This is a genomic window from Faecalibacterium sp. I4-3-84 (assembly GCF_023347255.1).
Lineage (GTDB): Bacteria > Bacillota > Clostridia > Oscillospirales > Ruminococcaceae > Faecalibacterium > Faecalibacterium taiwanense.
This window is the reverse complement of the sequence record NZ_CP094466.1, coordinates 795,871-819,983: the sequence shown is the minus strand read 5'-3', so window position 1 is coordinate 819,983 and position 24,113 is coordinate 795,871. Positions and strand designations below refer to the sequence as shown.

Annotated in this window: 26 protein-coding genes; 13 read left to right on the top strand and 13 right to left on the bottom strand. The window is 57.5% G+C overall.

What is annotated here, in order from left to right:
- Positions 1–61: 61 nt before the first annotated feature.
- The 7 genes from MTP41_RS04045 to MTP41_RS04015 all read right to left on the bottom strand — a co-directional run bounded on the left by MTP41_RS04045 (position 62) and on the right by MTP41_RS04015 (position 5,446).
- Complete coding sequence (locus MTP41_RS04045; RefSeq protein ID WP_249236260.1) at positions 62–877, bottom strand: TatD family hydrolase; 816 nt, start codon at positions 875–877, stop codon at positions 62–64.
- Positions 874–1,833, bottom strand: a complete 960-nt coding sequence (locus MTP41_RS04040; RefSeq protein ID WP_118526436.1) for a DMT family transporter — start codon at positions 1,831–1,833, stop codon at positions 874–876. Before MTP41_RS04040 ends, MTP41_RS04045 begins: the two co-directional genes overlap by 4 nt.
- Positions 1,834–1,836: 3 nt before the next feature.
- Positions 1,837–3,834, bottom strand: coding sequence for a methionine--tRNA ligase (gene metG, locus MTP41_RS04035; protein WP_249236259.1), 1,998 nt, complete (start codon positions 3,832–3,834; stop codon positions 1,837–1,839).
- A gap of 356 nt (positions 3,835–4,190) precedes the next feature.
- Positions 4,191–4,493, bottom strand: coding sequence for a Dabb family protein (locus MTP41_RS04030; protein WP_207698686.1), 303 nt, complete (start codon positions 4,491–4,493; stop codon positions 4,191–4,193).
- Positions 4,494–4,566: 73 nt separating this feature from the next.
- On the bottom strand, positions 4,567–4,788 hold the full coding sequence (locus MTP41_RS04025; protein WP_249236258.1) for a hypothetical protein: 222 nt from the start codon (positions 4,786–4,788) through the stop codon (positions 4,567–4,569).
- A 9-nt stretch (positions 4,789–4,797) separates the two neighbouring features.
- A complete protein-coding gene (locus tag MTP41_RS04020) occupies positions 4,798–5,109 on the bottom strand; it encodes a hypothetical protein (RefSeq protein WP_249236257.1) in 312 nt (103 codons plus the stop codon).
- A gap of 19 nt (positions 5,110–5,128) precedes the next feature.
- Positions 5,129–5,446 carry a hypothetical protein gene (locus tag MTP41_RS04015; RefSeq protein WP_097776476.1) on the bottom strand — a complete coding sequence of 106 codons (318 nt, stop codon included), beginning with the start codon at positions 5,444–5,446 and terminating at the stop codon, positions 5,129–5,131.
- A 1,163-nt stretch (positions 5,447–6,609) separates the two neighbouring features.
- Between MTP41_RS04015 and MTP41_RS04010 the strand changes: the two genes are divergently transcribed.
- The 9 genes from MTP41_RS04010 (at position 6,610) to MTP41_RS03970 (ending at position 14,499) form a co-directional block, all read left to right on the top strand.
- Entirely contained in the window at positions 6,610–7,074 is a 465-nt protein-coding gene (locus MTP41_RS04010; RefSeq protein WP_249236256.1) for a DUF2798 domain-containing protein, read from the top strand.
- A 526-nt stretch (positions 7,075–7,600) separates the two neighbouring features.
- The gene (locus MTP41_RS04005) at positions 7,601–8,263 is read left to right on the top strand and encodes a F0F1 ATP synthase subunit A (protein ID WP_442900364.1); all 663 of its coding nucleotides are present in this window, start codon (positions 7,601–7,603) and stop codon (positions 8,261–8,263) included.
- Between the two features lie 43 nt (positions 8,264–8,306).
- Positions 8,307–8,534, top strand: a complete 228-nt coding sequence (gene atpE / locus MTP41_RS04000) for an ATP synthase F0 subunit C (RefSeq protein WP_118526424.1) — start codon at positions 8,307–8,309, stop codon at positions 8,532–8,534.
- A gap of 15 nt (positions 8,535–8,549) precedes the next feature.
- On the top strand, positions 8,550–9,047 hold the full coding sequence (locus tag MTP41_RS03995) for an ATP synthase F0 subunit B (protein WP_249236254.1): 498 nt from the start codon (positions 8,550–8,552) through the stop codon (positions 9,045–9,047).
- A complete protein-coding gene (gene atpA / locus MTP41_RS03990) occupies positions 9,031–10,758 on the top strand; it encodes a F0F1 ATP synthase subunit alpha (protein WP_249236253.1) in 1,728 nt (575 codons plus the stop codon). Before MTP41_RS03995 ends, atpA begins: the two co-directional genes overlap by 17 nt.
- The gene (gene atpG, locus MTP41_RS03985) at positions 10,745–11,626 is read left to right on the top strand and encodes an ATP synthase F1 subunit gamma (protein ID WP_044954045.1); all 882 of its coding nucleotides are present in this window, start codon (positions 10,745–10,747) and stop codon (positions 11,624–11,626) included. Before atpA ends, atpG begins: the two co-directional genes overlap by 14 nt.
- Positions 11,627–11,659: 33 nt before the next feature.
- The gene (gene atpD, locus MTP41_RS03980; protein ID WP_249236252.1) at positions 11,660–13,072 is read left to right on the top strand and encodes a F0F1 ATP synthase subunit beta; all 1,413 of its coding nucleotides are present in this window, start codon (positions 11,660–11,662) and stop codon (positions 13,070–13,072) included.
- A complete protein-coding gene (gene atpC, locus MTP41_RS03975) occupies positions 13,072–13,479 on the top strand; it encodes an ATP synthase F1 subunit epsilon (RefSeq protein ID WP_005944484.1) in 408 nt (135 codons plus the stop codon). The genes atpD and atpC overlap by 1 nt, the downstream gene beginning before the upstream one ends.
- Before the next feature lie 171 nt (positions 13,480–13,650).
- On the top strand, positions 13,651–14,499 hold the full coding sequence (locus tag MTP41_RS03970; RefSeq protein ID WP_005944483.1) for a sugar phosphate isomerase/epimerase family protein: 849 nt from the start codon (positions 13,651–13,653) through the stop codon (positions 14,497–14,499).
- A 161-nt stretch (positions 14,500–14,660) separates the two neighbouring features.
- Here MTP41_RS03970 and MTP41_RS03965 read toward each other — a convergent pair whose 3' ends face one another.
- The 3 genes from MTP41_RS03965 to MTP41_RS03955 are packed head-to-tail and all read right to left on the bottom strand — an operon-like array spanning position 14,661 to position 16,538.
- Entirely contained in the window at positions 14,661–15,473 is an 813-nt protein-coding gene (locus tag MTP41_RS03965) for an ABC-2 transporter permease (RefSeq protein WP_249236251.1), read from the bottom strand.
- Complete coding sequence (locus MTP41_RS03960) at positions 15,467–16,168, bottom strand: ABC transporter ATP-binding protein (RefSeq protein ID WP_097775205.1); 702 nt, start codon at positions 16,166–16,168, stop codon at positions 15,467–15,469. Before MTP41_RS03960 ends, MTP41_RS03965 begins: the two co-directional genes overlap by 7 nt.
- Positions 16,161–16,538 carry a GntR family transcriptional regulator gene (locus tag MTP41_RS03955; protein ID WP_005944480.1) on the bottom strand — a complete coding sequence of 126 codons (378 nt, stop codon included), beginning with the start codon at positions 16,536–16,538 and terminating at the stop codon, positions 16,161–16,163. The genes MTP41_RS03960 and MTP41_RS03955 overlap by 8 nt, the downstream gene beginning before the upstream one ends.
- Positions 16,539–16,798: 260 nt before the next feature.
- On the opposite strand from MTP41_RS03955, the gene fucO reads away from it, so the two are divergent.
- From fucO to MTP41_RS03940, 3 genes are all read left to right on the top strand, one after another.
- Complete coding sequence (gene fucO / locus MTP41_RS03950) at positions 16,799–17,947, top strand: lactaldehyde reductase (RefSeq protein WP_005944478.1); 1,149 nt, start codon at positions 16,799–16,801, stop codon at positions 17,945–17,947.
- A gap of 236 nt (positions 17,948–18,183) precedes the next feature.
- Positions 18,184–19,491, top strand: a complete 1,308-nt coding sequence (locus MTP41_RS03945; protein WP_249236250.1) for a putative ABC transporter permease — start codon at positions 18,184–18,186, stop codon at positions 19,489–19,491.
- 239 nt (positions 19,492–19,730) lie between these two features.
- Positions 19,731–20,693 (top strand): calcium/sodium antiporter, encoded by a 963-nt coding sequence (locus MTP41_RS03940; RefSeq protein ID WP_249236249.1) that lies wholly within the window; start codon positions 19,731–19,733, stop codon positions 20,691–20,693.
- 54 nt (positions 20,694–20,747) lie between these two features.
- On the opposite strand, the gene MTP41_RS03935 is transcribed toward MTP41_RS03940, so the two are convergent.
- The 3 genes from MTP41_RS03935 to aroF form a co-directional block, all read right to left on the bottom strand.
- Positions 20,748–21,830, bottom strand: coding sequence for an FAD:protein FMN transferase (locus tag MTP41_RS03935; RefSeq protein ID WP_249236248.1), 1,083 nt, complete (start codon positions 21,828–21,830; stop codon positions 20,748–20,750).
- On the bottom strand, positions 21,827–22,249 hold the full coding sequence (locus MTP41_RS03930; RefSeq protein WP_249236247.1) for a DUF3783 domain-containing protein: 423 nt from the start codon (positions 22,247–22,249) through the stop codon (positions 21,827–21,829). The genes MTP41_RS03935 and MTP41_RS03930 overlap by 4 nt, the downstream gene beginning before the upstream one ends.
- 122 nt (positions 22,250–22,371) lie before the next feature.
- Positions 22,372–23,385 carry a 3-deoxy-7-phosphoheptulonate synthase gene (gene aroF / locus MTP41_RS03925; protein ID WP_097776488.1) on the bottom strand — a complete coding sequence of 338 codons (1,014 nt, stop codon included), beginning with the start codon at positions 23,383–23,385 and terminating at the stop codon, positions 22,372–22,374.
- Between the two features lie 201 nt (positions 23,386–23,586).
- Between aroF and ybaK the strand changes: the two genes are divergently transcribed.
- A complete protein-coding gene (gene ybaK / locus MTP41_RS03920; protein WP_005944468.1) occupies positions 23,587–24,069 on the top strand; it encodes a Cys-tRNA(Pro) deacylase in 483 nt (160 codons plus the stop codon).
- The last annotated feature ends 44 nt before the right edge of the window (positions 24,070–24,113 follow it).

Here is a 24,113-nt window from a genome sequence, read left to right as displayed (position 1 = left end):
TTTTGATTGTTGATTTATACAGAAGCACAGAGAAAAACCTGTGCAACTTGCGAAAAACGGATCACAGCCCGTATACCCGGCGGGCATTTTCGGCTGTGGTGCGGAACACCTCTTCGGCAGAGATGCCCCGCAGCTGGGCGATATACTCGCCCACATAGCGGATGAGGGAGCTGTCACAGCGGGTGCCGCGCACCGGCTCCGGTGCCATATAGGGGCAGTCGGTCTCCAGCACGATGTTTTCCAGCGGCAGGGCGCTGATAGCTTTTGCCGCCCGCTTGGCACCCTTGAAGGTGCACGCCCCGCCAAAACCAATGAACAGTCCCTGCTTTGCCAGCCACACCGCGTCATCGGCACTGCCGGAATAGCAGTGGACGATGCCCTTGGGCTGGTATTTTTTCAGCAGGGCGTAAACGTCGGCGTGGGCGTTGCGGTCGTGCACGATGATGGGCTTGTCCAGTTCCAGCGCCAGCTGGATGTGCGCCTCAAACATGGCCAGCTGGGCATCCTTGGGCACAGGCCAGTGGTAGTCCAGCCCGCACTCACCCACAGCTACCACCTTGGGGTCCTCGTAATACGGGGCCAGAGCGCGCATCTCTGCGGCCCAGTCCCCGCCGTACACCGAGACCGTAGGAGCCGGGCCTTCCTCACCGCAGTCGGCAGCGGGCAGCAGGCTTTCCGGGTGGATGCCAACAGCTGCCACCACCCACGGGTAGCGGTGCGCCAGCTCCAGCACCCGGGGTGCATCCCCGGAGTGGGTGGCCTGTTCACACACGCCCACCACGCCTTTACCGGGCAGGCTGTCCAGTAGGGGATAGCGGTCGGCGTCAAAGGCGCGGGCGCTGTAGTGCGCGTGGGTGTCAAAAATGGGGCCGGTCATTTGCCCTCCTTTTTGGCGGGGGCCTTGTTCACCAGCCAGATGCCCACACACACGAACACCAGCGCCGCCAGATACTGCCAGCGGAACAGGGGCTCGCCGTTGAGCACGGCGCTCAGCAGCACGTTGACCACCGGGTTCACGAAGCCAAAGATGGCAATGCGGCTGACCGGGTTGTTCTTCATCAGCAGGGCCCACAGCACATAGCCTGCCCCGCAGATGAAGGCCAGATACAGCATGACCACCACCGCCAGTGCGCTCTGCACATGGAGGCTGCCGCCCAGCACAGTGCCCAGCACGAACAGTGCCAGACCGCCCACGAACAGGTTGATGAAGCAGACGGCAAAGCTGTCTGCTTTTTTGGTCACGGATTTGTTCCACGGGCCGGACAGGGTAAAGATGATGGTAGCGGCCATCATGCAGAACACGCCCCAGCCGCTTCCGCTGCCGTGGTTGCCCAGCGTGCCGATGAGCACGCCCGCAAAGCCAACGGCGCAGCCCAGCGTTTTGGCAGGGGTCATGCGGTCGGCATTGCCATAGATGAAGTGGGCAAAGATCACGCCCAGAAAGCTCTGGGTGCTGTTCAGGATGCCGCCAAAGGCACCTGTGAGCATGGCAACAGCGATGTAATAGAATGCGTACTGGGTCGTGGTCTGCCACAGGCCCAGAGCACAGCACTCCGCTGCCACTTTGCCGCGGGGGAACTTGGGCAGGCGGCTTTGCAGCAGCACACTGCCCAGAAGCACCAGAAAGCTGCCCAGCATGAACCGCACACCGGCAAAGCAGAAAATGGACGCGGTGCTGCTGGAATCAATGGCGAACAGCCGGTAGCCCAGCTTGATGAACGGGAACGCCGAACCCCACAGTACATTGCAGAAAATGGCCAGCAGCACGGCAAACACCGGCGTGCCGAAAATTTTATCCAGCCTTTCGGCACGGGAAAGCTTTACAGTTTCCATGGCTCAGTGGATGCGGCTGCCCACGGGGGTGTCGTCGCCGTAGAAAGCGATGGAGCAGCCGCCATCGGCGGTATCAGCAGCAAAGATCATGCCCTCGCTGACATACTTGCCCTTCATCATGGGGCGAGGTGCCAGATTGCACACAATGCCGATCTTCTTACCGATCAGGTCTTCCGGCTTGAACCACTTTGCAATGCCGGAAAGGATGCAGCGCTCCCGCTCGCCGTCAAACACGGTCAGGTGCAGCAGCTTCTTGCTTTCCTTCAGGTTCTCGCAGGCGCGCACTTCGGCCACGCGCAGTTCCACCTTGCAGAAGGTGTCAAAGTCGATCTCTTCCTCGTGGGTAAAGTCCACGGTGCTCTCCTCGGCGGGGGCGGCAACCTTCTTCTCAGCTTCAGCCTTGGCCTTGTTGGCAGCTTCGGCAGCGGCCTTGCGCTTCTCGTCCTCTTCCTTCAGGTGGGCAATTTCCTTTGCCACATCGATGCGGGGGAACAGTGCCTCGCCCTTGTGCACGGTGTAGGTCTCCTGTGCGCCGTAGGTGGTCTTGGTCAGGTACAGAGCAGATGCGTCCAGACCCAGCTGTTCCATCATCTTGGGTGCGGTGGTGGGCAGGTATGCGTTCAGCAGGATGCCGCACACGCGCAGTGCCTCGCACAGGTGGTACAGCACGCTCTCCAGACGGGCCTTGTTGGCCTCGTCTTTTGCCAGTGCCCAGGGAGCGGTCTCGTCGATGTACTTGTTGGCGCGCTGGATGACCGCAAAGATCTCCATCAGGGCCTGCGGGATGGTCAGGCTGTCCATGTCGGCCGTGACCTTGGCGGTCAGCTCGTTGACCATGGTCTCCAGCTCGGTGTCGATGGCCTCGGTACCGGCCACATTGTGCACGGTGCCGCCGAAGTACTTCTCGCACATGGCGACGGTGCGGCTGAGCAGGTTGCCCAGGTCGTTTGCAAGATCGCTGTTGATGCGGTTGATCAGGGCTTCGTTGGTGAACATGCCATCGTTGCCGAAGGGAATCTCACGCAGCAGGAAGTAGCGGATGGCATCCACGCCGTAGCGGTCGCACAGGATCACAGGGTCCACCACATTGCCCACGGACTTGGACATCTTGCCGCCGTTCATCAGCAGCCAGCCGTGGCCGAACACCCGTTTGGGCAGGGGCAGATCCAGAGCCATCAGCATGGCGGGCCACAGAATGGTGTGGAAACGCAGGATCTCCTTGCCCACCATGTGCAGGTCGGCAGGCCAGAACTTGTCGTAGTCGTGATATTTTTCGTTGCCGTAGCCCAGCGCGGAGATATAGTTGCTCAGGGCATCCACCCACACATACATGGTGTGCTTGGGGTCGAAGGGTACGGGGATGCCCCACTTCACAGAGGTGCGGGACACGCAGGTGTCCTGCAGGCCCTGCTTGATGAAGGCGATCATCTCGTTCTTGCGGCTCTCGGGCTGGATGAACTGGGGGTTCTCCTCGTAGAGCTTCAGCAGGCGGTCGGCATACTTGCTGGTCTTGAAGAAGTAGGCTTCCTCGTGTGCGTCGTACACTTCGCGGCCGCAGTCGGGGCACTTGCCGTCCACCAGCTGGCTGTCGGTCCAGAAGCTCTCGCAGGGCTTGCAGTAGTGACCGATGTACTCGCCCTTGTAGATGTCGCCCTGCTCATACAGCTTGGTGAAAATTTTCTGGCAGGACTCCATGTGGTAGTCGTCGGTGGTGCGGATGAAGCGGTCGTAGCTGACGTCCAGCAGCTTCCACAGATCCTTGACGGTGGCTACGATCTTGTCCACATACTCCTTGGGGGTCACACCGGCATCGGCAGCCTTGTCCTGGATCTTCTGGCCGTGCTCATCGGTGCCGGTCAGGAACATGACGTCATAGCCCTGCATCCGCTTGAAGCGTGCCAGTGCGTCGCAGGCGACAGTGGTATAGCTGTGGCCGATGTGCAGTTTGTCGCTGGGGTAGTAGATGGGAGTGGTGATGTAGAATGTCTTGTGTTCACTCATAGGTTGATACTCTTCCTTTCCTGATTTGGCGGGGGACGAAAAAAGCCCTCATCCTGCCGGACTGAGCCGGACAAGGACGAGAGCCTGAAACTTTCGTGGTACCACCTTGCTTCGCCGCACCCTTGCGGGCACAGCCTTTTGCCGGGCAAAAAAGCACGGCGCAGCGCGGTAACGGGCGCACCCGTCGCAGGCTCAATTTTCACCTGCGCAGCTCCGAGACCATCTTCGGCATCGCGCGGCCTGCCCGGTTCCATCCTTCGGGCTTTCTGTCAGGCGCAGACGGTGCGTACTCTTCTCTTCACAGCCAATTTACATTGTTATGTCTATAATACGCAAAAATGGTGGGTTTGTCAACATTAAATCTCGTAATCCAGACAGAACCGTGCCTTGGTGTAGGGCCGCACCTTGCCGTCGGCCACAGCCACATGGGCGGGATGGACGGAGTAGCCCTTGAGGGCCTCGGCGCTTTCAAAGGTGGTGTCCAGCATCAGGTCGGCGGTGGAAGAGGGGAGACCGTTGATGTTGACATGCACTTCCACAAGGCCCGGAATTTTGCCAGCCAGACCTTCCAGCCCCTCCTTGATGCCTGCCTTGACGGCGGCTTTTTCGGCATCGGACAGTTCATCCTTCAGCTGCCACAGGATCACATGCTTGACCATAATAAAATACCTCCTGCGTTTTTTCTCATTGTAACAGGGTGAGAAAAAATCCGCAAGAGGAAACGGTAAAGTCTTATTTTGGTGCGAACAGCAGCACCACCAGAAGCACGGCACAGAGCACCGAAACTACGATGCCCTCCAGCCGGGTCAATTTGATGTACTCTTCCGTGGGCTCAGGTACCTGCGTGTACCGCCTGCGGGAGCGCAGGGCAATGGCATCTTCCGGATGCAGCGCCATAAAAATGCCGAACCCGATGCCGAAAAGTGCGGTTAAGATCGCACAGGTGACTTCCATAGCAATCCCTCACTTTTTGGTTTTGTCGCTCCTACTCAGGGCATAGCACAGATACGAGATCAGCAGGGCAGCGCATAACACGAGCGCTGCCACCATCAAAATGGAGTGCAGCGGCTCGACCTTTGGCAGAAAAATGTTGACCAGATAGAGTGCACCGCAAAGGATCGACAGGATGCCGAAGGATCTGTGGAAGTGCTGCTTTTCGTCCTCGCTGCTCCAGCCGGTGCCGGTGCCATTGTACAGGTCCCGAATGCCGCGGTATAAAAACAATACGCCCAGCCCAGCATTCAGCCAGTCCCAATCCGAAAGATTCAAATTCATGGTGGCCCCTTTCCGGCTGTCAATCCGCACTATGGTTCCAGCTTTCGTAGGCGACAAGATAAAGAAGGTCCCCCACGATGGCAATGCCGAAGAGGATACGGTAGATCAGCGATGTAACAGGTGTGAAGGCTAAGATCAGAAAGGCGATGCTGTTGAGTATGTAAAATACGCCGTTCTTTTTCTGCCAGAAGGCGCGGTATTCCGGGTCGCGGTGATACTGGTTGAACGGCAGATCGAGGAACGGGTCTTTGCCTTGAAGATCCCGAATGCCGGAGATGAACCAGATAACGGTCAGCACGAGGTTGAACAGAGTAGAAAACGAAATGAACGACTCCATGAAATGCACCTCCCATCTTTTTCCACAGTATACCACAGAAAAGTGCAAAAACAAAGGACGGTATTCAACCGCGCAGCGTAAAATTTGCACAAATCGGGCATCAACTGTTGGTTGAAAAAGCACAAAATAAAACCAGCCGGACGAGGCGGTTGCAAGCCTTCGTCCGGCTGGATACTTACTTCTTCGGAGTCATAAGCCTCTTCTCCTTGGGGTTCCTCATTTTCGGAGTAAACGTTTCATAGGGTGACTCTCCTTAGAAACTACTGGAAACTGAGAATCTATTTCAAGGGGACGAATTTACTTAGTACATTGGATTGACCCTTCTCTTAACTGATGGAGTGCGGCACCGAGATTCGGAAGATGAATTTCATATTACCACATTCTTTCGAGTTAGATTCGCTAGGGGCAAACTACTTAGTACATTGGTAGAACTCCTTTTTTGCTATTCAAATAATGTTCTCCGTACAAAAGATACCTTCATAGGAATCATCTCCGGCGGATCTATTTGAATCGCTGGGGGTTAAGTTTATCGACAGGTTGTCGTGTAATCGCATTTTTGATGCTCAAGACTGGCTCATTTTTGTTGTGTTTTTATACGGGGGAAACATCCCGTCTGTGGTGAGCCTCTGTTTTGCTTCTCAGCGAATCCCGACAGCCTGTCCAAACTGTGCGGGTTCCATATCGACCATCGGTCTCGCTCCTTTCTGCTTCAAGTCAGCGGGATTAGCTCTCTCTTGAGCTTCTGCTGTACTTCTCTGGTTTCTGGCTTTATTATACATATTCCTGATCGATTTGTCTATTCGCAGAGTGCACAAGGATAGAAACATATAATTGTGCAGTTCTTGAAAAATAGCAGATAGAACGTGCAAAATGCTGCTTTCTGCGCGGTGTGTCCGGGCAATCAGACCCTTTGGAGAGGAACTCTGTGCCCTGCAGGGAGGGCTGACAAGGAAGTCAACAGCAAAGCTGCCCAGAAGTTCCGGGCCGTTTGTGGAGGATTTTGCGCAAAACGGGAGAAAGTGTCCACAGGGTATTATGCGTCAGATCGATTTGTGCTAAAATAACGCCAATGAATGGTAGTCGCCGCCGCCCCGCGAGATGAAAGTTTCGCGGGGCGGCTTTTTGCGGCAAAAATTTAGACACAAAAGAAACGGAGAATCAAAATGCCTAAAACTTTACCGGAACGTATCTTCTTTACCATTGTCATGGCCGCAATCATGGTCTATGGCATGATCGTTTACAATGTGGCGCTGAACACAGGCGGTGTCACCAATGCCACCTTTGTTATGGCTCTGCACGAGATGCCGATCATGGTTCCCATTGCCTGCGTGCTGGAATTTTTCGTGGTGGAGAAAATGGCCACCGGATTGGCGTTTATGTTCATGCGGCCCACAGATCGTCCGCAGTTCATCACTTATGCCATCTCGCTGATGATCGTGTGCATCATGTGCCCGGTGATGAGTCTGATCGCAACGGTGCTGTTTAAAGAACCCGGCTTTGGCACTTGGGTGCATACGTGGGGCTGCAATATGCCCATGGCCCTGTGCTGGCAGCTGCTGTACTGCGGGCCGCTTGCCCGTGCCATCTTCCGGCTGGTGTTCCGCCGCGGCGCAAAACAGGCGGACTGACAGATTTTAGATATGCAGTTATAATAAATATGTATAGGAGCGGGTGTAATCCCAGACGAGACACCTATACGAATTTTATATATCGGGCATATAAAGTATGTACAATGGGGCATTTTTGATGGAAATATTTCCCGGAATGCCCTGAAAAAGCCATTGAAACCTAAGAATTGGCTAAGAAATTTGTGGAAAAAGTACATGCGAAGAGTGTTTTGTTGGACAAGATGCACAACTTTTTTAATATATCAATGCAGTAGAATCACCTAAAATGTAGAATGTGCACAAAGCCACTTGCCAATTTTCGTCAATCGTACTATCATACACAACGAAAAAAGACGAAGTGACCCGTGCAGGAGGGAGGGTGTGACCGGACAGAGCCGAACACCTTCCTTACTTTTTTCACAAAGCTGCGCCTTTCTTCGAGCGATAAGAAGGACGCTGTGCCGCACACCGGCATGGCACCTTGCCCCCAAAATCCCATTCTTCAGGAAGGAGGAAAAATAAATTGAGCAATCTGACCAAAGCCCTGATGGAAGAACTGACTGTCGAGTACGTCAAGGTCGGCCCGCTGCAGATCCCGGAATCCGTGGTCATCAGCTGGGTGATCATGCTGATCGTCGTCATCGGCTCGATCCTGCTTACCCGGAACCTGAAGGTGGACCATATCAGCAAGCGTCAGGCTGTGCTGGAAATGGCCTACACTGCAGGCAACGATTTCTTTGTAGGTCTGCTGGGCGAAAAAAATAAGTGCTATGTGCCGTATCTGATGACCGTAGCCATCTACATCGCCTTCTCGAACCTGATCGGCGTGTTCGGTGTCAAGCCCCCCACGAAGGATCTGGACGTGACCGCAGCGCTGGCGCTGATGAGCATTGTGCTGATCGAGGGTGCCGGCATCCGTGCACGCGGCGGCGTTGGCTTTCTCAAGAGCCTTGCCGCTCCCACCCCGGTCATGACCCCCATGAACATCCTCGAGATCGCCATCCGCCCCACCAGCCTGTGCATGCGACTGTTCGGCAATGTGCTGGGCGCATTCGTTATCATGGAGCTGATCAAGCTCGTGGTGCCTGTGTTCGTCCCGGCGGTGTTCAGCCTGTACTTTGACCTGTTCGATGGTCTGATCCAGACCTACGTGTTCGTGTTCCTGACTTCGCTGTTCATGAAAGAGACCATCGGCGATGAAGAGGAATAAACCAAAACTTTTACTTATTTCAAATGAAAAAGGAGATTTAACTATGAGCGGATTGGTTGCTCTGGGTGCTGGTATTGCAGCACTGACCGGCATTGGCGGTGGTATTGGTATTGGTATTGCAACTGGCAAGGCAGCTGAGGCTATCAGCCGTCAGCCGGAAGCTTCCAGCAAGATCCAGACGAACCTGCTGCTGGGCGCTGCTCTGGCAGAAGGTACTGCAATTTTCGGCTTCGTCGTTGCACTGCTGATCATCCTGTTCCTGGGTCAGTAACGGAGGCGCAGACGAATGCTGAAGTTGGATATGAACCTGCTGTGGACCGTTGTGAACGTCCTCATCATGTATGCGCTGCTGCGTAAGTTCCTGTTCAAGCCTGTTCAGGATGTGATCGCAAAGCGCCAGCAGATGGTGGATGCAAGCATGGCTGATGCGCAGGAAGCAAAGAACAAGGCACTGGCTGCCTTGAATGCAGCAGAAGACAAGCTGCACAATGTGGATGTGGAAGCTGCTGCCCGCCGCGAGGCAAGTGAGCAGCTGGCTGAGAAACAGAAAGAACAGCTGCTGGCCGACGCACAGCGTCAGGCCGATGCCATCGTGGCCGAGGGCAAGGCAGCTGCAGAGGCAGAGCGTGCCAGCAAGCTGCGTCAGGCCGATGCTCAGATCGCTGACCTGACCCGTACCGTGTGCGCCAAGGTGCTGGAACGCAACCTGACGCAGCAGGACGATGCCCGTTTGCTGGACGACCTGCTGCAGAAAGCGGGGGACAGCGATGGCAAGCGCAGCTGAGACCTTGAAAGCATATCTGCACTGCGCCCGCACTCCCTCTGAGGAGGCGCTGCAGCGCATCCGCACCCAGCTCAAAAAGCAGTACGGCGCTGAGGTGGTGATCACCGTCAGCGTGGAGCCGGAGCTGATCTCCGGCTATGTGCTGCAGGTGGGCGACCAGGTGATCGACAACTCTGCAAAGCATATGCTGGAGAACATCACCGCAGGCACCCCCGATCTTGCCACCATGCAGACCCGCGCAGAGGACTACAAGCCCGCTGCCGAGGCTTCTGAGGGCGGTACGGTCATTTCCGCCGCCGACGGCGTTGTGGATGTCAAGGGCATGGACAAGGCCGTTTACGGCGAGATCGTTACCTTTGACACCGGTGCAAAGGGCATGGTGGAAAGTGTGGAACCCGATCATCTGGGTGTCATGCTGTTCGACGATATCGAGAAGGTGGGCGTGGGTACTCTGGTGACCCGCAGCGGCAAGCGTGCCGGCATCCCGGTGGGCGATGCCTTTCTGGGCCGTGTCATCAGCCCGCTGGGCGAGCCTATCGACGGAAAAGGCCCCATTGAAGCTGTGGGCTACAACCCCATCGAAAAGCAGGCTCCCGGCATTCTGGAGCGTCAGAGCGTGGATACTCCGCTCCACACCGGCATCCTCGCCATCGATTCCATGTTCCCCATCGGCCGCGGTCAGCGTGAGCTGATCATCGGCGACCGCCAGACCGGTAAGACCTCCATTGCCACCGATGCCATCCTGAACCAGAAGGACACCGGCGTGCTGTGCATCTATGTGGCCATCGGCCAGAAGGCTTCTTCCATCGCCCGCGTAGCAGGCGACCTGCAGAAGCACGGTGCCATGAGCTACACCACCATCGTGGCGGCTACTGCTTCGGATTCTGCTCCCCTGCAGTACATCGCACCCTATGCCGGCACCGCACTGGCCGAGTACTTCATGAGTCAGGGCAAGAGCGTGCTGATCGTTTACGACGATCTGTCCAAGCATGCAGTGGCCTACCGTGCCATTTCTCTGCTGTTGCGCCGCTCTCCGGGCCGTGAGGCTTACCCCGGCGATGTGTTCTATCTGCACTCCCGTCTGCTGGAGCGCTCCTGCCGGATGCGCGACGATCTGGGCGGCGGTTCCATCACCGCACTGCCTATCGTTGAGACGCAGGCAGGCGATGTTTCGGCTTACATCCCCACCAATGTCATTTCCATCACCGATGGTCAGATCTTCCTCGAGAGCGCACTGTTCAATGCAGGCAACCGCCCGGCCGTCAATGTGGGTCTGTCGGTGTCCCGTGTGGGCGGCGCTGCCCAGACCAAGGCCATGAAGAAGGCCAACGCCAACCTGCGTATCGAGCTGGCACAGTACAAGGATATGGAGTCCTTTGCACAGTTCAGCTCGGATCTGGACGCGGAGACCCGCCGCCAGCTGGATCACGGCAAGGCTCTGATGGAAATGCTCAAGCAGCCGCTGTATCAGCCCAAGTCCGACGCCGAGCAGGTGGTCACGCTGGTGCTGGCTTCCCACGGTGTGCTGGATGAACTTCCCACTGCCGAGCTGCGCACCAAAACTTCCGCATTTGTGCGTCAGTTCCGCGCGGATGTGTCCGGTACGATGGATAAGATCACCGCCACCGGCAAGCTGGAACCTGAAATGGTCGATGCCATCCTGAACGCCTGGAAAGCTTATGCGGGAGGCGACAGCCATGCCGTCCAGTAAGCTGCTGAAGGAGCGCATCGAGAGCATTCAGGACACCATGAAGATCACGAACGCCATGTACCTGATCTCCTCGTCCAAGCTGCGCAAGGCACGTAAGAACTACCAGAATGTATCGCCCTACTTCAACCGTATGCGCGATACCATTTCCCGCGTGGTGCCCCACCTGCCGGAAGAGCCGGTGCATCCGTTCTTCCACGAGCGCAATACCGCAAACCCCAAGCGGGCCTACATTGTGCTGACGGCAGATAAGGGCATGGCAGGCGCTTACAACCAGAACATCATCAAGTTCCTCAAGGAAAATGCGGATGAGAACGACCGGTTCTATGTGATCGGCCAGACCGGCTACCGCGCCCTGTACCACAAGGACCCGCGGCTGGTGGAGGATTTCCACTACGGTGCCACGGAGCCTACGCTGCAGCGTGCCCGCGATATCACGATGGACGCCATCGATGATTTCAAGACCGGCAAACTGGATGAGATCTATCTCATCTATACCCGCATCGAGAATGCACTGACCAGCGAGCCCACCATGGTGCGTCTGCTGCCGCTGGACCGCGCCCATCTGCAGCCTGCCCCCAAGGGTCTGGGCGATCCGAAGGGCGATGTGGAGATGTTCCCGTCTGCATGGACGGTGTTTGAACAGATCGCGCCCATTTATATGCACGGCATGATCTTTGGTGCCATGACCGAGAGCTTCTGCGCAGAGCAGAGCGCCCGCATGACTGCCATGGATTCCGCCACCAAGAACGCCAACGATATGATCCGGGAGCTGCAGCTGGAATACAACCGCACCCGTCAGGGCTCCATCACACAGGAGATCACCGAGATCATCGGTGGTGCGGCTGCCGTGCAGAACCGGGCGGAATAAAACGTATTTACAAATTAGTATAGAGGCAATCGTATGATACAGGGAACTATTATTCGCGTAGCCGGCCCTGTGGTGGACGTGCAGTTCACCGCAGGCAAGCTGCCTGCCCTGCAGGAAGCGCTTACCGTGACCGCCGAGGGCACCGAGCGCACGATGGAAGTGACACAGCATGTCAACGAGACCACTGTGCGCTGCATCATGCTTTCCGCCAGCGAGGGTCTGGGCAAGGGCATGACCGTGACCGCTACCGGCCACGGCCTGACCGCACCGGTGGGCGAAGCCACGCTGGGCCGCATGTTCGACCCGCTGGGCAGACCCATCGACGGCAAGGGCTCTGTGGATGATGTGCCGCATTGGCCCATCCACCGCAAGGCCCCCGGCTTTGCGGAGCAGAAGCCCGCGACCGAGATCCTGGAGACCGGCATCAAGGTCATCGACCTGCTGGCCCCCTATGCAAAGGGCGGCAAGATCGGTCTGTTCGGCGGTGCAGGCGTCGGCAAGACCGTGCTGATCCAGGAACTGATCCATAACGTGGCCACCGAGCACGGCGGCTACTCCATCTTCACCGGCGTGGGCGAGCGCTCCCGCGAGGGCTGCGACCTTTGGGGCGAGATGAACGAGTCCGGTGTTCTGAATAAGACCGCACTGGTCTTTGGTCAGATGAACGAGCCCCCAGGAGCACGTATGCGTGTTGCCGAGACCGGCCTGACCATGGCAGAGTACTTCCGTGAGGAGACCCACAAGGACGTGCTGCTGTTCATCGATAACATCTTCCGTTTCGTGCAGGCAGGCTCCGAGGTGTCCGCCCTGATGGGTCGTATGCCCTCTGCTGTGGGCTATCAGCCCACTCTGGCCAACGAGCTGGGCGCTCTGCAGGAGCGCATCACCTCCACCAAGGAAGGCTCCATCACCTCCGTGCAGGCCGTCTACGTCCCCGCCGACGACCTGACCGACCCGGCCCCCGCCACCACCTTTGCACATCTGGATGCCACTACCGTGCTGTCCCGTAAGATCGTGGAGCAGGGCATTTACCCGGCCGTGGACCCGCTGGCATCCACCTCCCGCATTCTGGAAGCGGATATCGTGGGCGAGGAGCACTATCGCGTGGCCCGCAAGGTGCAGTCCATTCTGCAGCGCTATCAGGAACTGCAGGACATCATCGCCATTCTGGGCATGGACGAGCTGGACGAGAACGACAAGCTCACCGTCGCCCGCGCCCGCAAGCTGCAGAAGTTCCTCTCCCAGCCCTTTGCTGTGGCCGAGAACTTTACCGGCCTGAAGGGTAAGTATGTGCCCCTGCAGGATACCGTGCGCGGCTTTGCCGCCATTGTGGACGGCGAAGCCGACGACCTGCCGGAGTGGGCGTTCTTCAACGTCGGTACGCTGGAAGATGCCCGCCAGAAGGCGGCGGAAAAGCTGGCTGAGGAAAAGGGCGGTGCCGTCTGATGAACAAGTTCATGCTGAACATCACTGCGTCCAGCGGTGAGTACTATCAGGGCGATTGCGAAGACCTTGTGCTGCCCATCAGCGATGGCGTGTACGGCATACAGGCTGGACACAGCCCGGTACTGGTGGCCATCCACATGGGCATCCTGCACTTTGAGGTGAACGGTGAAAGCCGGGACATCCTGGTAGGCGACGGCATTGCCGAGGTGACACCTGCCTATGTGATGGTGCTGGTGGACAGCGCCGAGCGCCCGGAGGATATCGACAAGAACCGTGCCGAGGCTGCCCGCATCCGTGCCGAGGAGCGTTTGCAGCATCAGCAGAGCATGCATGAATATTATCAGAGCAAGATCGCGCTCGACCGTGCGATGCAGCGCCTGCAGGCCGCTGCAAAGTACCGGCGCTGAGAAAGAGCCGCATCTGCCAGGACCAGATCTGAAAAAAGAGCATCATTTGTATCCATTGAGGGTGCAAAGTGATGCTCTTTTTTGTTTCAGGCGGTTCCATGGAACGCAGCTTTCGTGTATAATAAGGTCAATGCAACCCCGCGTGTTGTGCGGGAAAGGAGGAGGTTTTCCATGATCCAATTCGGCCTGCGTCTGCATGACGCGGAAAAGCTGCCCGTTGAACAGGTGCTGCCGCTGGTGCGCCAGAAAGGCTTTACCTGCGCCCATGTGGCTCTGAGTAAATCCTTCAGGGAGCTGCCCTGCACCCCCAGCGCCCTGACCCCCGGCTATGCGCTGTATCTGCGGCATCTGTTTGAGAAAAACGGCATCGACATTGCCGTGCTGGGCAACTACCTGAACCTTGCCCACCCGGATGCGGATGCCCTGCACGCCATTCAGGAAAAATACTATGCCCATATCCGCTTTGCAAGCCTGCTGGGCTGCGGCATGGTGGGCACCGAGACCGGTGCGCCCAACGCGGAGTACAAATTCTGTCCGGAGTGCCGCAGCGACGAAGCCCTTGCTACTTTTATCCGGAACTTCAAGCCGGTGGTGCGCTGCGCCGAGCAGTACGGCGTGACCATTGCCATTGAGCCGGTGGTCAAGCACATCGTGTACGATGCCAGACGCGCCCGCACCGTGCTGGACGAGATCGGCAGCCCGAACCTGCAGATCCTGTTCGACCCCGTCAACCTGCTGAACATGGAAAATGTGGACCGCCGCGAGGAAGTGTTCGCCGAGGCCATCGAGCTTCTGGGTAAGGATATCGCCATGATCCACTTCAAGGATTTCCTGCGCAAGGATGCGGGCGGCCAGCTGGCTGCTACGGGTGCAGGGCAGGGCGGCATGGAGGACTACCGCACCATCCTGCGCTTTGCAAAGCAGGAAAAGCCCTATATCTTTGCAACGCTGGAGAATACCACCCCGGAAAACGCGGTGGAATGCCTGAACTACCTGAAAAAGCAGTACGACGAGTGCTGAACACTCTATAACAAGAAAAACATCTGCAAGCTTTGCCCGGAATGGGGCAGCTTGCAGATGTTTTTTGTATCAGATGAAGTTTATGGTTCGGCCTTTTACAAATTGCAATTAAGAAATAGTTCCGCTGAAAATGCCCAGAACGAAAGCGGAGGACATTAAGATCATTCCAGCTCCAGCTTATGCTCCATCAGCCAGCGGGTCAGCAGAAAGTATCCTGCGGCAAAGGCGATACTGACCGCCAGCCCGAACAGGGTGGTGAACGCACTGGGCGCAGCGATGGAGATGTCCACGCCGCCAAGGGTGGGATCGGAAACAGCCTGCAGCATGTCGGCACTGCTGACACCGGAGCTCAGCCAGTTCTGCAGGAAGGACAGCAGGAAAAATGCCAGAATACCGGCCGGGACCATGTGCTTTTTGAACTGGTGGCCGATCATGCATGCGGCATAGATGCACAGGATGCTGGACACCAGTGCCACCAGCCCGTTCAGCGTTTCAAAGGCCAGCCAGAGCCACCCGGAGCTGCCGGTCATGCGGAAGATCTCTCGGAAGATCTCTACCACTTTCTGCCACAGCTCCGGCAGCTGCTGCAGGGCTGCGCTGTTCAGAGACAGAGCCAGCAGCATCACCGCAAAGGAGAAAATGCCCACGATGCTGCTGCAAAGCATCCAAACCACGCTGGAGATCAGCTTGGAAAGGATGAGCTGGCTTTCCGTCACCGGCAGGGTGTGCATCAGGTAGCCTTCGCGGCCCAGCAGATTGCGGGTGAAGCGGGTCACAATGGTCATCACGGACACCACTGCCACTGCAACGGCTACGACCATGTAGGCGAACAGCAGCAGAGATGCAAAGTTGTCCTTGGAAGAGCTGCGCAGGGAAAAGCCGCTCAGCACTGCCAGCGCAACAAGGGCCAGATACAGCCCGCCGTAGGTGCGGCCGGTGGCCTTGAATTCATATTTTAACAGCTGTTTCAGCATTTGAATACCTCCCGGAAATATGCATCCACGCTCATGCCCTCGGTCTCGCGCAGCTCTTCGGCATTGCGGTGGGCGAACACCCGGCCATCCTTCAAAAAGACGGCTTCGTCCAGAATGGGCTCGATATCGCCGATGAGGTGGGTGGATAGAATGACGGTCGCATCCCGGCTGTAGTTGTTCAGGATGGTGCTCAGGATGTAGTCCCGGGCGGCAGGGTCCACGCCGCCAATGGGCTCATCCAGCAGGTAGAGCTTTGCGGCGCGGCTCATGGCTAGGATCAGCTGCACCTTTTCCTTGCTGCCCTTGGAGAGGGTCTTGAGCCGCGCCTTCGGTTCCAGTTCCAGCCGGGCCAGCATTTCGTTCGCCTTGGCGGGGTCAAAATCGGCATAAAATTCGCGAAACATTTCTACCAGCTGCTCCACACGCATCCAGTCCGGCAGCCAGTCGGCGTCCGGCAGATAGGACACGATGGCTTTGGTGTCCGGCCCGGGGGTCATGCCGGCGATCCGGATGCTGCCTGCACTGGGCTGCAGCAGACCGTTCGCCAGCTTGATGAGGGTGGTCTTGCCGCTGCCGTTGGGGCCAAGCAGACCCACGATGCGGCCAAAGCCGATGTGCAGGTCTACATTTTCCAGTGCGGTCTTATCCTTCTGGTAGCACTTGGTCAGTGCTTCACAGCTCAAAAGTTCATTCATTGCGGTCCTCCTTTGCGTCCCAGTGTTCCAAAAGCGCGGCCGCCTGTGCGGGACTGTAGCCGATGCCGCGCATCTTTTCCAGAAAATCCGACGCCAGCGTCCGGGCGGTGTCGGCGCGAAGCTGTTCGATCAATGCAGTATCCTCCGTAACATAGCGGCCTGCGGTGCGTTCGGTGCGCACCAGCCCTTCCGTCTCCAGCTGGGCAAGGGCCCGCTGCATCGTGTTTGGGTTCACCCCGGCGGCTGCGGCCAGATCCCGCACCGAATCCAGATGCCCGCCCGGCGGGTAGGTGCCAGCCAGGATCCGGGCCTTCAGCCGTTCCACAAGCTGTGCATAGATCGGGCGGCTGGCATCAAACTGTTCGCCCATGGTATCATCTCCTTGTCTTGCTGTATTAAGCACTTGATACAATAATACACGATTTGCTCTGTTTGTCAAGGGGAAAAAGAAAAAACATCATAAAATTGTGGGAAATCGGAAAAAGTGCCCATAAAACACTGCACATTGATAAAAAATTACAATAAATTCAAACAATTTCACATTGCAAAGCTTTTGACAATGTGCTATGCTGAAAAACAGAGAGCTCCGCCCGGAAAGCGGCGGAAAAGAGATTTGGAGGAAAAATAACTATGGCTGACCGCATCGTTCTGAATACCATCTCCTACCATGGCCACGGTGCCATTGAGAACATCGTTCCCGAACTGACCGCTCGCGGCTACAAGAAGGCATTCGTCTGCTCCGACCCCGACCTGATCAAGTTCGGTGTCACCAAGAAGGTTACCGACCTGCTGGATGCTGCAAACTTTGCCTACGCTGTTTACAGTGAGATCAAGCCCAACCCCACCATCGCCAACGTGCAGGACGGCGTGGCCGCTTTCAAGGCTGCCGAGGCTGACTGCATCGTGACCATCGGCGGCGGCTCCTCCATGGATACCGCAAAGGCCATCGGCATCATCATCAATAACCCCGAGTTTGCGGATGTCCGCTCTCTGGAAGGCGTTGCTCCCACCAAGAAGCACGCTGTGTTCACCATCGCTGTTCCCACCACCGCCGGCACTGCTGCCGAGGTCACCATCAACTACGTCATCACCGATGTGGAGAAGAAGCGCAAGTTCGTCTGCGTGGATACCAACGATATCCCCGAGATCGCCGTGGTCGATCCCGATATGATGTCCTCCATGCCCAAGGGCCTGACCGCTGCCACCGGCATGGACGCTCTGACCCACGCCATCGAGGGCTACATCACCAAGGGCCACTGCGTCATTTCCGATATGTTCCATCTGGAAGCCATCAAGCTCATCAGCCAGAGCCTGCGCGGCGCAGTGCAGAACACCCCGGAAGGCCGCGAGGGCATGGCTCTGGGCCAGTACATCGCCGGCATGGGCTTCTCCAATGTGGGTCTGGGCATCGTCCACTCCATGGCACACGGCCTGTCCGCTCTGTATGACACCCCGCACGGTGTGGCCTGCGCCATCCTGCTGCCGGTGGGTCTGGAGTACAACAAGAGCGTCGCCGGTGAGCGCTACCGCGCCGTGGGCAAGGCCATGGGCGTTGTGGGCATCGATGAGATGAACGATGTGGAAGCCGCTGATGCCACCATCGCCGCCGTCAAGCAGCTGAGCGCAGACGTGGGCATCCCCACAAATCTGCACGGCATCCTGAAGGAAGAGGATATCCAGTTCCTCGCCGAGTCCGCATTTGCAGACGCCTGCCGTCCCGGCAATCCCCGCGACACCAGCGTGGAAGAGATCGTGGAGCTGTATAAGAGCCAGCTGTGATTCCGCTCTGTAAATTCAAGCTGTAATTTTGAGCCCTGCTGTCCTTCGGGATGGCAGGGCCTTTTTCTAAGATGTATCTGAAAACAAAGCAACAGGCTGGATCTTCGTCTTTTCAGAGATGCCCGGAGAGCCTGCCGCGTCGCAGAGTGACAAAATTTCTGCACGGCTCTTGTACACAGCGCCCAAAACGGGTACAATCAATGCAGTAAGAAAAAACTGGAAGCGAAAGGAACCTTATGACGCTGAACTTCTATACTCTGGGTGTTATTTATCTAGTATATTCCTTTTTGGGCTGGGTGGCTGAGACGGTAGTCGCGACCATCCGGGGCGGAAGGTTTGCCAACCGCGGTGCGGCGGCAGGCCCGTTCTGCTTTATCTACGGTACTACCGGCGTGCTGCTGGCCGTGAGTTTCGGCGACCTGCGCACCGAGCCGGTCTACCTGTTCTTTGCCTGTATGATGGCGGCAACGGTGATGGAATGGATCACCGCCAAGCTGCTGGAACGCCTGCACCGCCGCAAGTGGTGGGACTATTCCGGAAAAAAATTCAATCTGAACGGCTATGTGTGCCTGCAGTATTCGCTGCTGTGGGGTGCGCTGGGCACGGCAAGTGTGCTGTGGGGCAATAATGTGTTGCTGCGGCTGTGCGCGCAGATCCCTGTCTGGCTGCTGCGCCCGGCAGTATGGGTCTCGCTGACGGTGGCGGTGCTGGACCAGATCGGTTCGGCGGTGCTGGTGCAGCAGTATGCGGCCCGGCACCCGGTGCTGGAGCAGCTCAACCAGAGACTGGGGGAGCGGTCGGACACGCTGCGCCGCAGGATCGCGCTTTACATTGAAAAACGCATCCAGTATGCTTACCCGGCTGCGGCCCGGCAGGAGCAGACTGCGCTCCGGAAGGGGGAAAAGAACTTCCTCAGCGTGTCCGACCTGCTGTGGCTGTTCGTGATCGGCGCGTTTCTGGGCGACATGGTGGAAACGGTGTTCTGCCGCGTGACCGCCGGGGTCTGGATGAGCCGCTCCAGTCTGGTCTGGGGGCCGTTCAGCGTGGTGTGGGGTCTGGCGCTGGTGCTGGCAACGGTGCTGCTGCGTCAGGAAAAGGACCGGAGCGACCGCTATCTGTTCGCCTTCGGCACCGTCATGGGCGGTGTGTACGAATACGTGTGCAGCGCCGTCACCGAGCTGCTGTTCGGCACCGTGTTCTGGGACTACAGCAAGTTCAAGTTCAATCTGGGCGGGCGCATCAACCTGCTGTACTGCTTTTTCTGGGGCATTGCAGCGGTGGCGTGGATGCGCTATGGCTATCCGCTGGTGGAAAAGGGCATGGCAAAGGTGCGCAGCCATATCCGCCCGTGGGTAACTGCGGTGCTGGCCGTATTCATGGCGGTGAACATGCTCACCAGTGCGCTGGCGCTGGCCCGCTACGATGCCCGCACCAGCGGTGAAGCGCCCAAAAGCAGCATCGATATGCTGCTGGATGCGCATTTTGACGATGCCCGCATGGAGCGTATCTATCCCAACGCGAAGAAAGTAGCCAAGGCCGGATGAAATTTCAACGCTCCTCTTGCACTTTGGTGCAAAAACCGGTATAATATTTTTCGGATAAAAGGGAGTAAAGGGCGCTCGTTTTGCAAAAACGGTGCGCTGTGGCGCAGCGACATCCCGGCAGAAATGCCCGCTGTGTCACCGGAAGCTTGAGACTTTTATTACACTTTCCCGTTTTTGGGCAGGATGTAATAAAGGCCTCTTTTTTATTGCTGCTCTGCCAAAAACAAAAGGAGAAAACTATGCTCATTCCTGTTTTGCTGTTCATCGTGGGCCTGCTGTGCCTCATCAAGGGCGGTGACTGGTTCGTGGATGGTGCCACGGGCATTGCCCGCCGCTTCCATGTGCCGGAGCTGCTCATCGGTGCCACCGTGGTGTCCATCGGCACCACCCTGCCGGAGGTGATGGTCTCCACCACCTCGGCCTTTACCGGCCACGGCGAGATCGCCTATGGCAACGCCATCGGTTCGATCATCTGCAATGCATCCCTCATTGCGGCCATCACCATTGCGGTGAAGCCGGGCAAGGTAGACCCCAAGAGCCTGCGCACGCCGGTGCTTTTTTTCTTTGTGGCAGCGGCCTTCTATGCCGGTGTGGCCTACACCACCGGCTACTTCTCCCGCCCGGTGGGCCTGATCCTTCTGGCCATGTTCGCAGCGTATATCATCTGCAACGTGATGGCTATGAAGAACGCCCCCGCCCCGGAAGAAGAGGAAGAACCGGAAGAAAATGCATCCTTTGCCAAGGAGCTGGGTCTGCTGGCCGTGGGCGCGGTGCTCATTGCCGTGGGTGCCAACCTTCTGGTGGATAACGGCACCCTGATCGCACAGGCACTGGGCGTGCCGGAGTCGGTGATCGCGCTCACCTTCGTGGCACTGGGCACCTCGCTGCCGGAGCTGGTCACGGCCATCACCTCGCTGGCAAAGGGCCACGGTGCACTTTCGCTGGGCAATGTCATTGGTGCAAACGTGTTCAATTTGGTGCTGGTGAGCGGCGTTTCTGCCACGGTAGCACCCTTCACCATCCCGCAGAACTCCCTGCTCTTCGGCCACAATGCATCGCTGGTGCTGGAGTTCCCGGTCATGTTCGCCGTGATGCTGCTGCTCACCCTGCCCGCCCTCTTCAAGGGCAAGCTGAGCCGCCCGCAGGGCATTGCACTGCTGTGCATCTACGCAGCATTCTGTGTGGTGCAGTTCACCATCTGATAAAACGGCAAAAGGCCGACGCAGTGCTGCGTCGGCCTTTTGCCGTTTTAAGGGTTACTTTTTCAAATGGGAATCCCAGCCGGAAGAGGTGATGACCTGCTGATCCGGTGTGCACCACATGGCTTCCACGCCGTCCAGACTTTCCACGATCTTCATCCCGTCCTCCAGCGGCTGGCAGAACAGACCGGTGGTCAGGCAGTCGGCAAGGCCGGAGTCGCTGCACAGCACGGTCACGCCGTTAAAGTAGGCGGCGGGGAACAGGGTGTCCGGGTCGATCAGGTGATGGTAGCGCTTGCCGTCCACCACGTAGTAGCGCTGGTAGTCGCCGCTGGTCACAAGGGCCATATCGCTCATGTTGATGGCACCGTCCAGCATGGAATCCGAGGTGTATACATCCGAAGAGCTCCACGGGTTTTCCACGCCGCCGGTCCACTGGCTGCCGTCCGGTTTTACACCAATGGCGCGCAGGTTGCCGCCCACGCTCACCAGAGCGCTGGTCAGGCCGCGGGCCTCGGCAGCCTGACACACCATTTCCACGGCGTAGCCCTTGCCCACGCTGCCCACATCCAGCGACATTTCCGGGTCGGCCAGATAAACGGTCTTGGCATCCGCGTCGATGACCACGTTGTTGATATCACAGTGCTGGGCGGCTGCTTCCAGCTCTTCCATGGTGGGCAGCTTGTTGTCGGCATCCGTCTCGGCGGCTTCGGCAGCTTCGCGGTAATTGTGCCAGATATTCAGCACGCTGCCCATGGCAATGTTCAGCTTGCCGTTGGTGGTCTGGTACATCTGGTCGGCCAGCTCCAGCATGGAGAGGATGCGGTCGTCCACCTCCACCGGAGCGCTGCCGGCATTGTCGTTGATGGTCTTGACGTTGGTCACGCCGGGGTAATCGTTGTAGATATCATACAGCTGGTTATAGGTAATAAGGTCTGCGTGCAGGGCATCCATCTGGGTATTGAATTCTTCCTCGCTCTCGCAGTAGGCGATCACCTGCGTTACGGTATCGAACACATCATAAAAAACGGTGGAATAGCGGGTAAGCTCTTTCTTTTTGGAGGCACAGCCTGCCAGCAGGCTCAGGCAGAGCACCCCGGCCAGCAGGGCGCTGACGAAACGTTTTGCGCGGGTCTTCATACGGTGTGGTTCTCCTTTGCGGCGGTAAAGGCGGCGTGCTCCTCCTGCAGGTGGGCCAGCAGATCGCCGAACACCCAATTGCGGTTGGAGGAAGTCACAACGGCCTTGAGCGGCACGGTCACCTGTGCCTGCTTCATCAGATCCAGCAGGGTGTCCACATCCTTCTCCTTGAAGTTGGCCAGAACCACTGCCGGCGGGTAGGCACCCGGTTCCAGCACCAGCGTGCGTGCGGCCTTGGTCTCCACCTCGCCCAGCAGCTGGGCCACGGTCTTGCCCGCATCGGCAGGGGAGACGAGCAGCAGCTTCATGCCAAAAGCAGGAGCCATGCCTTCCAGCTTGCCGCGGTCGGCGGAGGAAAGATTCCAGCCCAGAACCAGCGGGACACCGGCGTTCTGGTTGCGTGCGATATGTGCTTTCATAATGATACCTCTTTTTAAAGGACAGATTCAAAATACACTATAGTATACCATAAATAAGAGCAAAAGAAAACAAAAACTCCCCCAGTCATCGCGCAGCAGACTGAAGGAGTATGTAAAATGCCTTAGTTCAGCTTCTTGCCAAAGAACTCCACCTCTTTGCCGATGAACTGCATCAGCTCGTCGAACTGGTCGGGGGTCAGGCTCTGGGCACCATCGCACTTTGCCTTGGCGGGGTTGTTGTGCACCTCGATCATCAGGCCGTCGGCACCGGCAGCAACAGCGGCCTTTGCCAGCTCCGGCACCATCCATGCGTGGCCGCAGGCATGGCTGGGGTCCACAATAACGGGAAGGTGGGTCATCTTGTGCAGCATCACCACACCGGCAAGGTCGAGGGTGTTGCGCATGCTGGTCTCAAAGGTGCGGATGCCGCGCTCGCAGAGGATGACGTTCTCGTTGCCCTCAGCCATGATGTACTCGGCGCTCATCACGAACTCTTCCAGCGTATTGGCAAGGCCGCGCTTGAGCAGCACCGGCTTGTTCTGACGGCCAACGGCCTTGAGCAGCTCAAAGTTCTGCATGTTGCGGGCACCCACCTGAATGAGGTCTACATTCTCGAACAGGGGCAGGTGCTCGGTGTTCATGATCTCGGTCACGATGGGAGCACCGGTGGCGCGGCGTGCCAGCTTGAGCAGGTCGAGGCCCTCGCTGCGCATACCCTGAAAGGAGTAGGGCGAGGTGCGGGGCTTGAATGCGCCGCCGCGCAGCAGGGAAGCACCCGCAGCCTTCACGCGCTGTGCGCAGTAGGTGATCTGCTCCTCGCTCTCAATGCTGCAGGGGCCGGCGATCACGGCAAAGCTGCCGCCGCCGATCTTTACGCCGTCCACATCGATCACGCTGTCGTCCGGGTGGAACTTGCGGTTGGCCTTCTTATAAGGCTCGGTCACGCGGCGGCAGGTCTCCACCACCGGGTTTGCCAGCACCCAGCTCTCGGCCACGGCCTTGGTGTCGCCGATCAGGCCCAGAATGTGGCTCTCACTGCCCTTGGAATCGTTGATCTGCAGGCCCATATCCTGCAGTTCGTGGCAGAACTCGCGTACCTGTACCTCAGGTGCGTCCTGTTTGAGTACGATGATCATAGTGTTTTGTCTCCTTTGCCTTATCGTGTGAAACGGCGAGGGAGACCGGCTCCTTTGCCGCAGCTTGCAGTGTCAAACTTCAGGGTTCTGAAGTGTGTGACGCTATGATATCACTTCAGGAAACTGAAGTCAAGAGAATTTTGAATTTTTTTGAAGAAAGTGGTAGAATAGAAAAAACATAGAGCAAAGGGGATATCAGAGATGGGAAAAGAAGCAAAAACCAATGCCATGCGCATTCTGGAGCGCGAGAAGGTGCCCTACACCGCCCACGAGTACGCTCATGAAGAGGGCGTTGCCGTGGCAGGTGTGGATGTGGCAGGCAGCATGGGCGAAGACCCTGCCTGCGTGTATAAGACGCTGGTGACGCAGGGCAATAGCAAAAACTATTTTGTGTTCGTCATTCCGGTGGCAGCAGAGCTGGATCTGAAAGCCGCTGCCCGCAGTGTGGGCGAAAAAAGCGTTGCCATGATCCATGTGGCCGATATCAACAAGGTCACCGGCTATGTGCGCGGTGGCTGCAGCCCGGTAGGCATGAAAAAGCAGTATAAGACTGTGTTCGATGAGAGCGTGCTGACGCAGGAGAAGGTCTATGTTTCCGGCGGGCGCATCGGCACGCAGGTGTGCTGTGCCCCAGCGGACCTCATCCGTGCTGCACGGGCAATTACAGCAAAAATTATTTTTTAAAAAAGTCCGTCTATTGTACAAAAAGTTAACGCATCCTATTTACA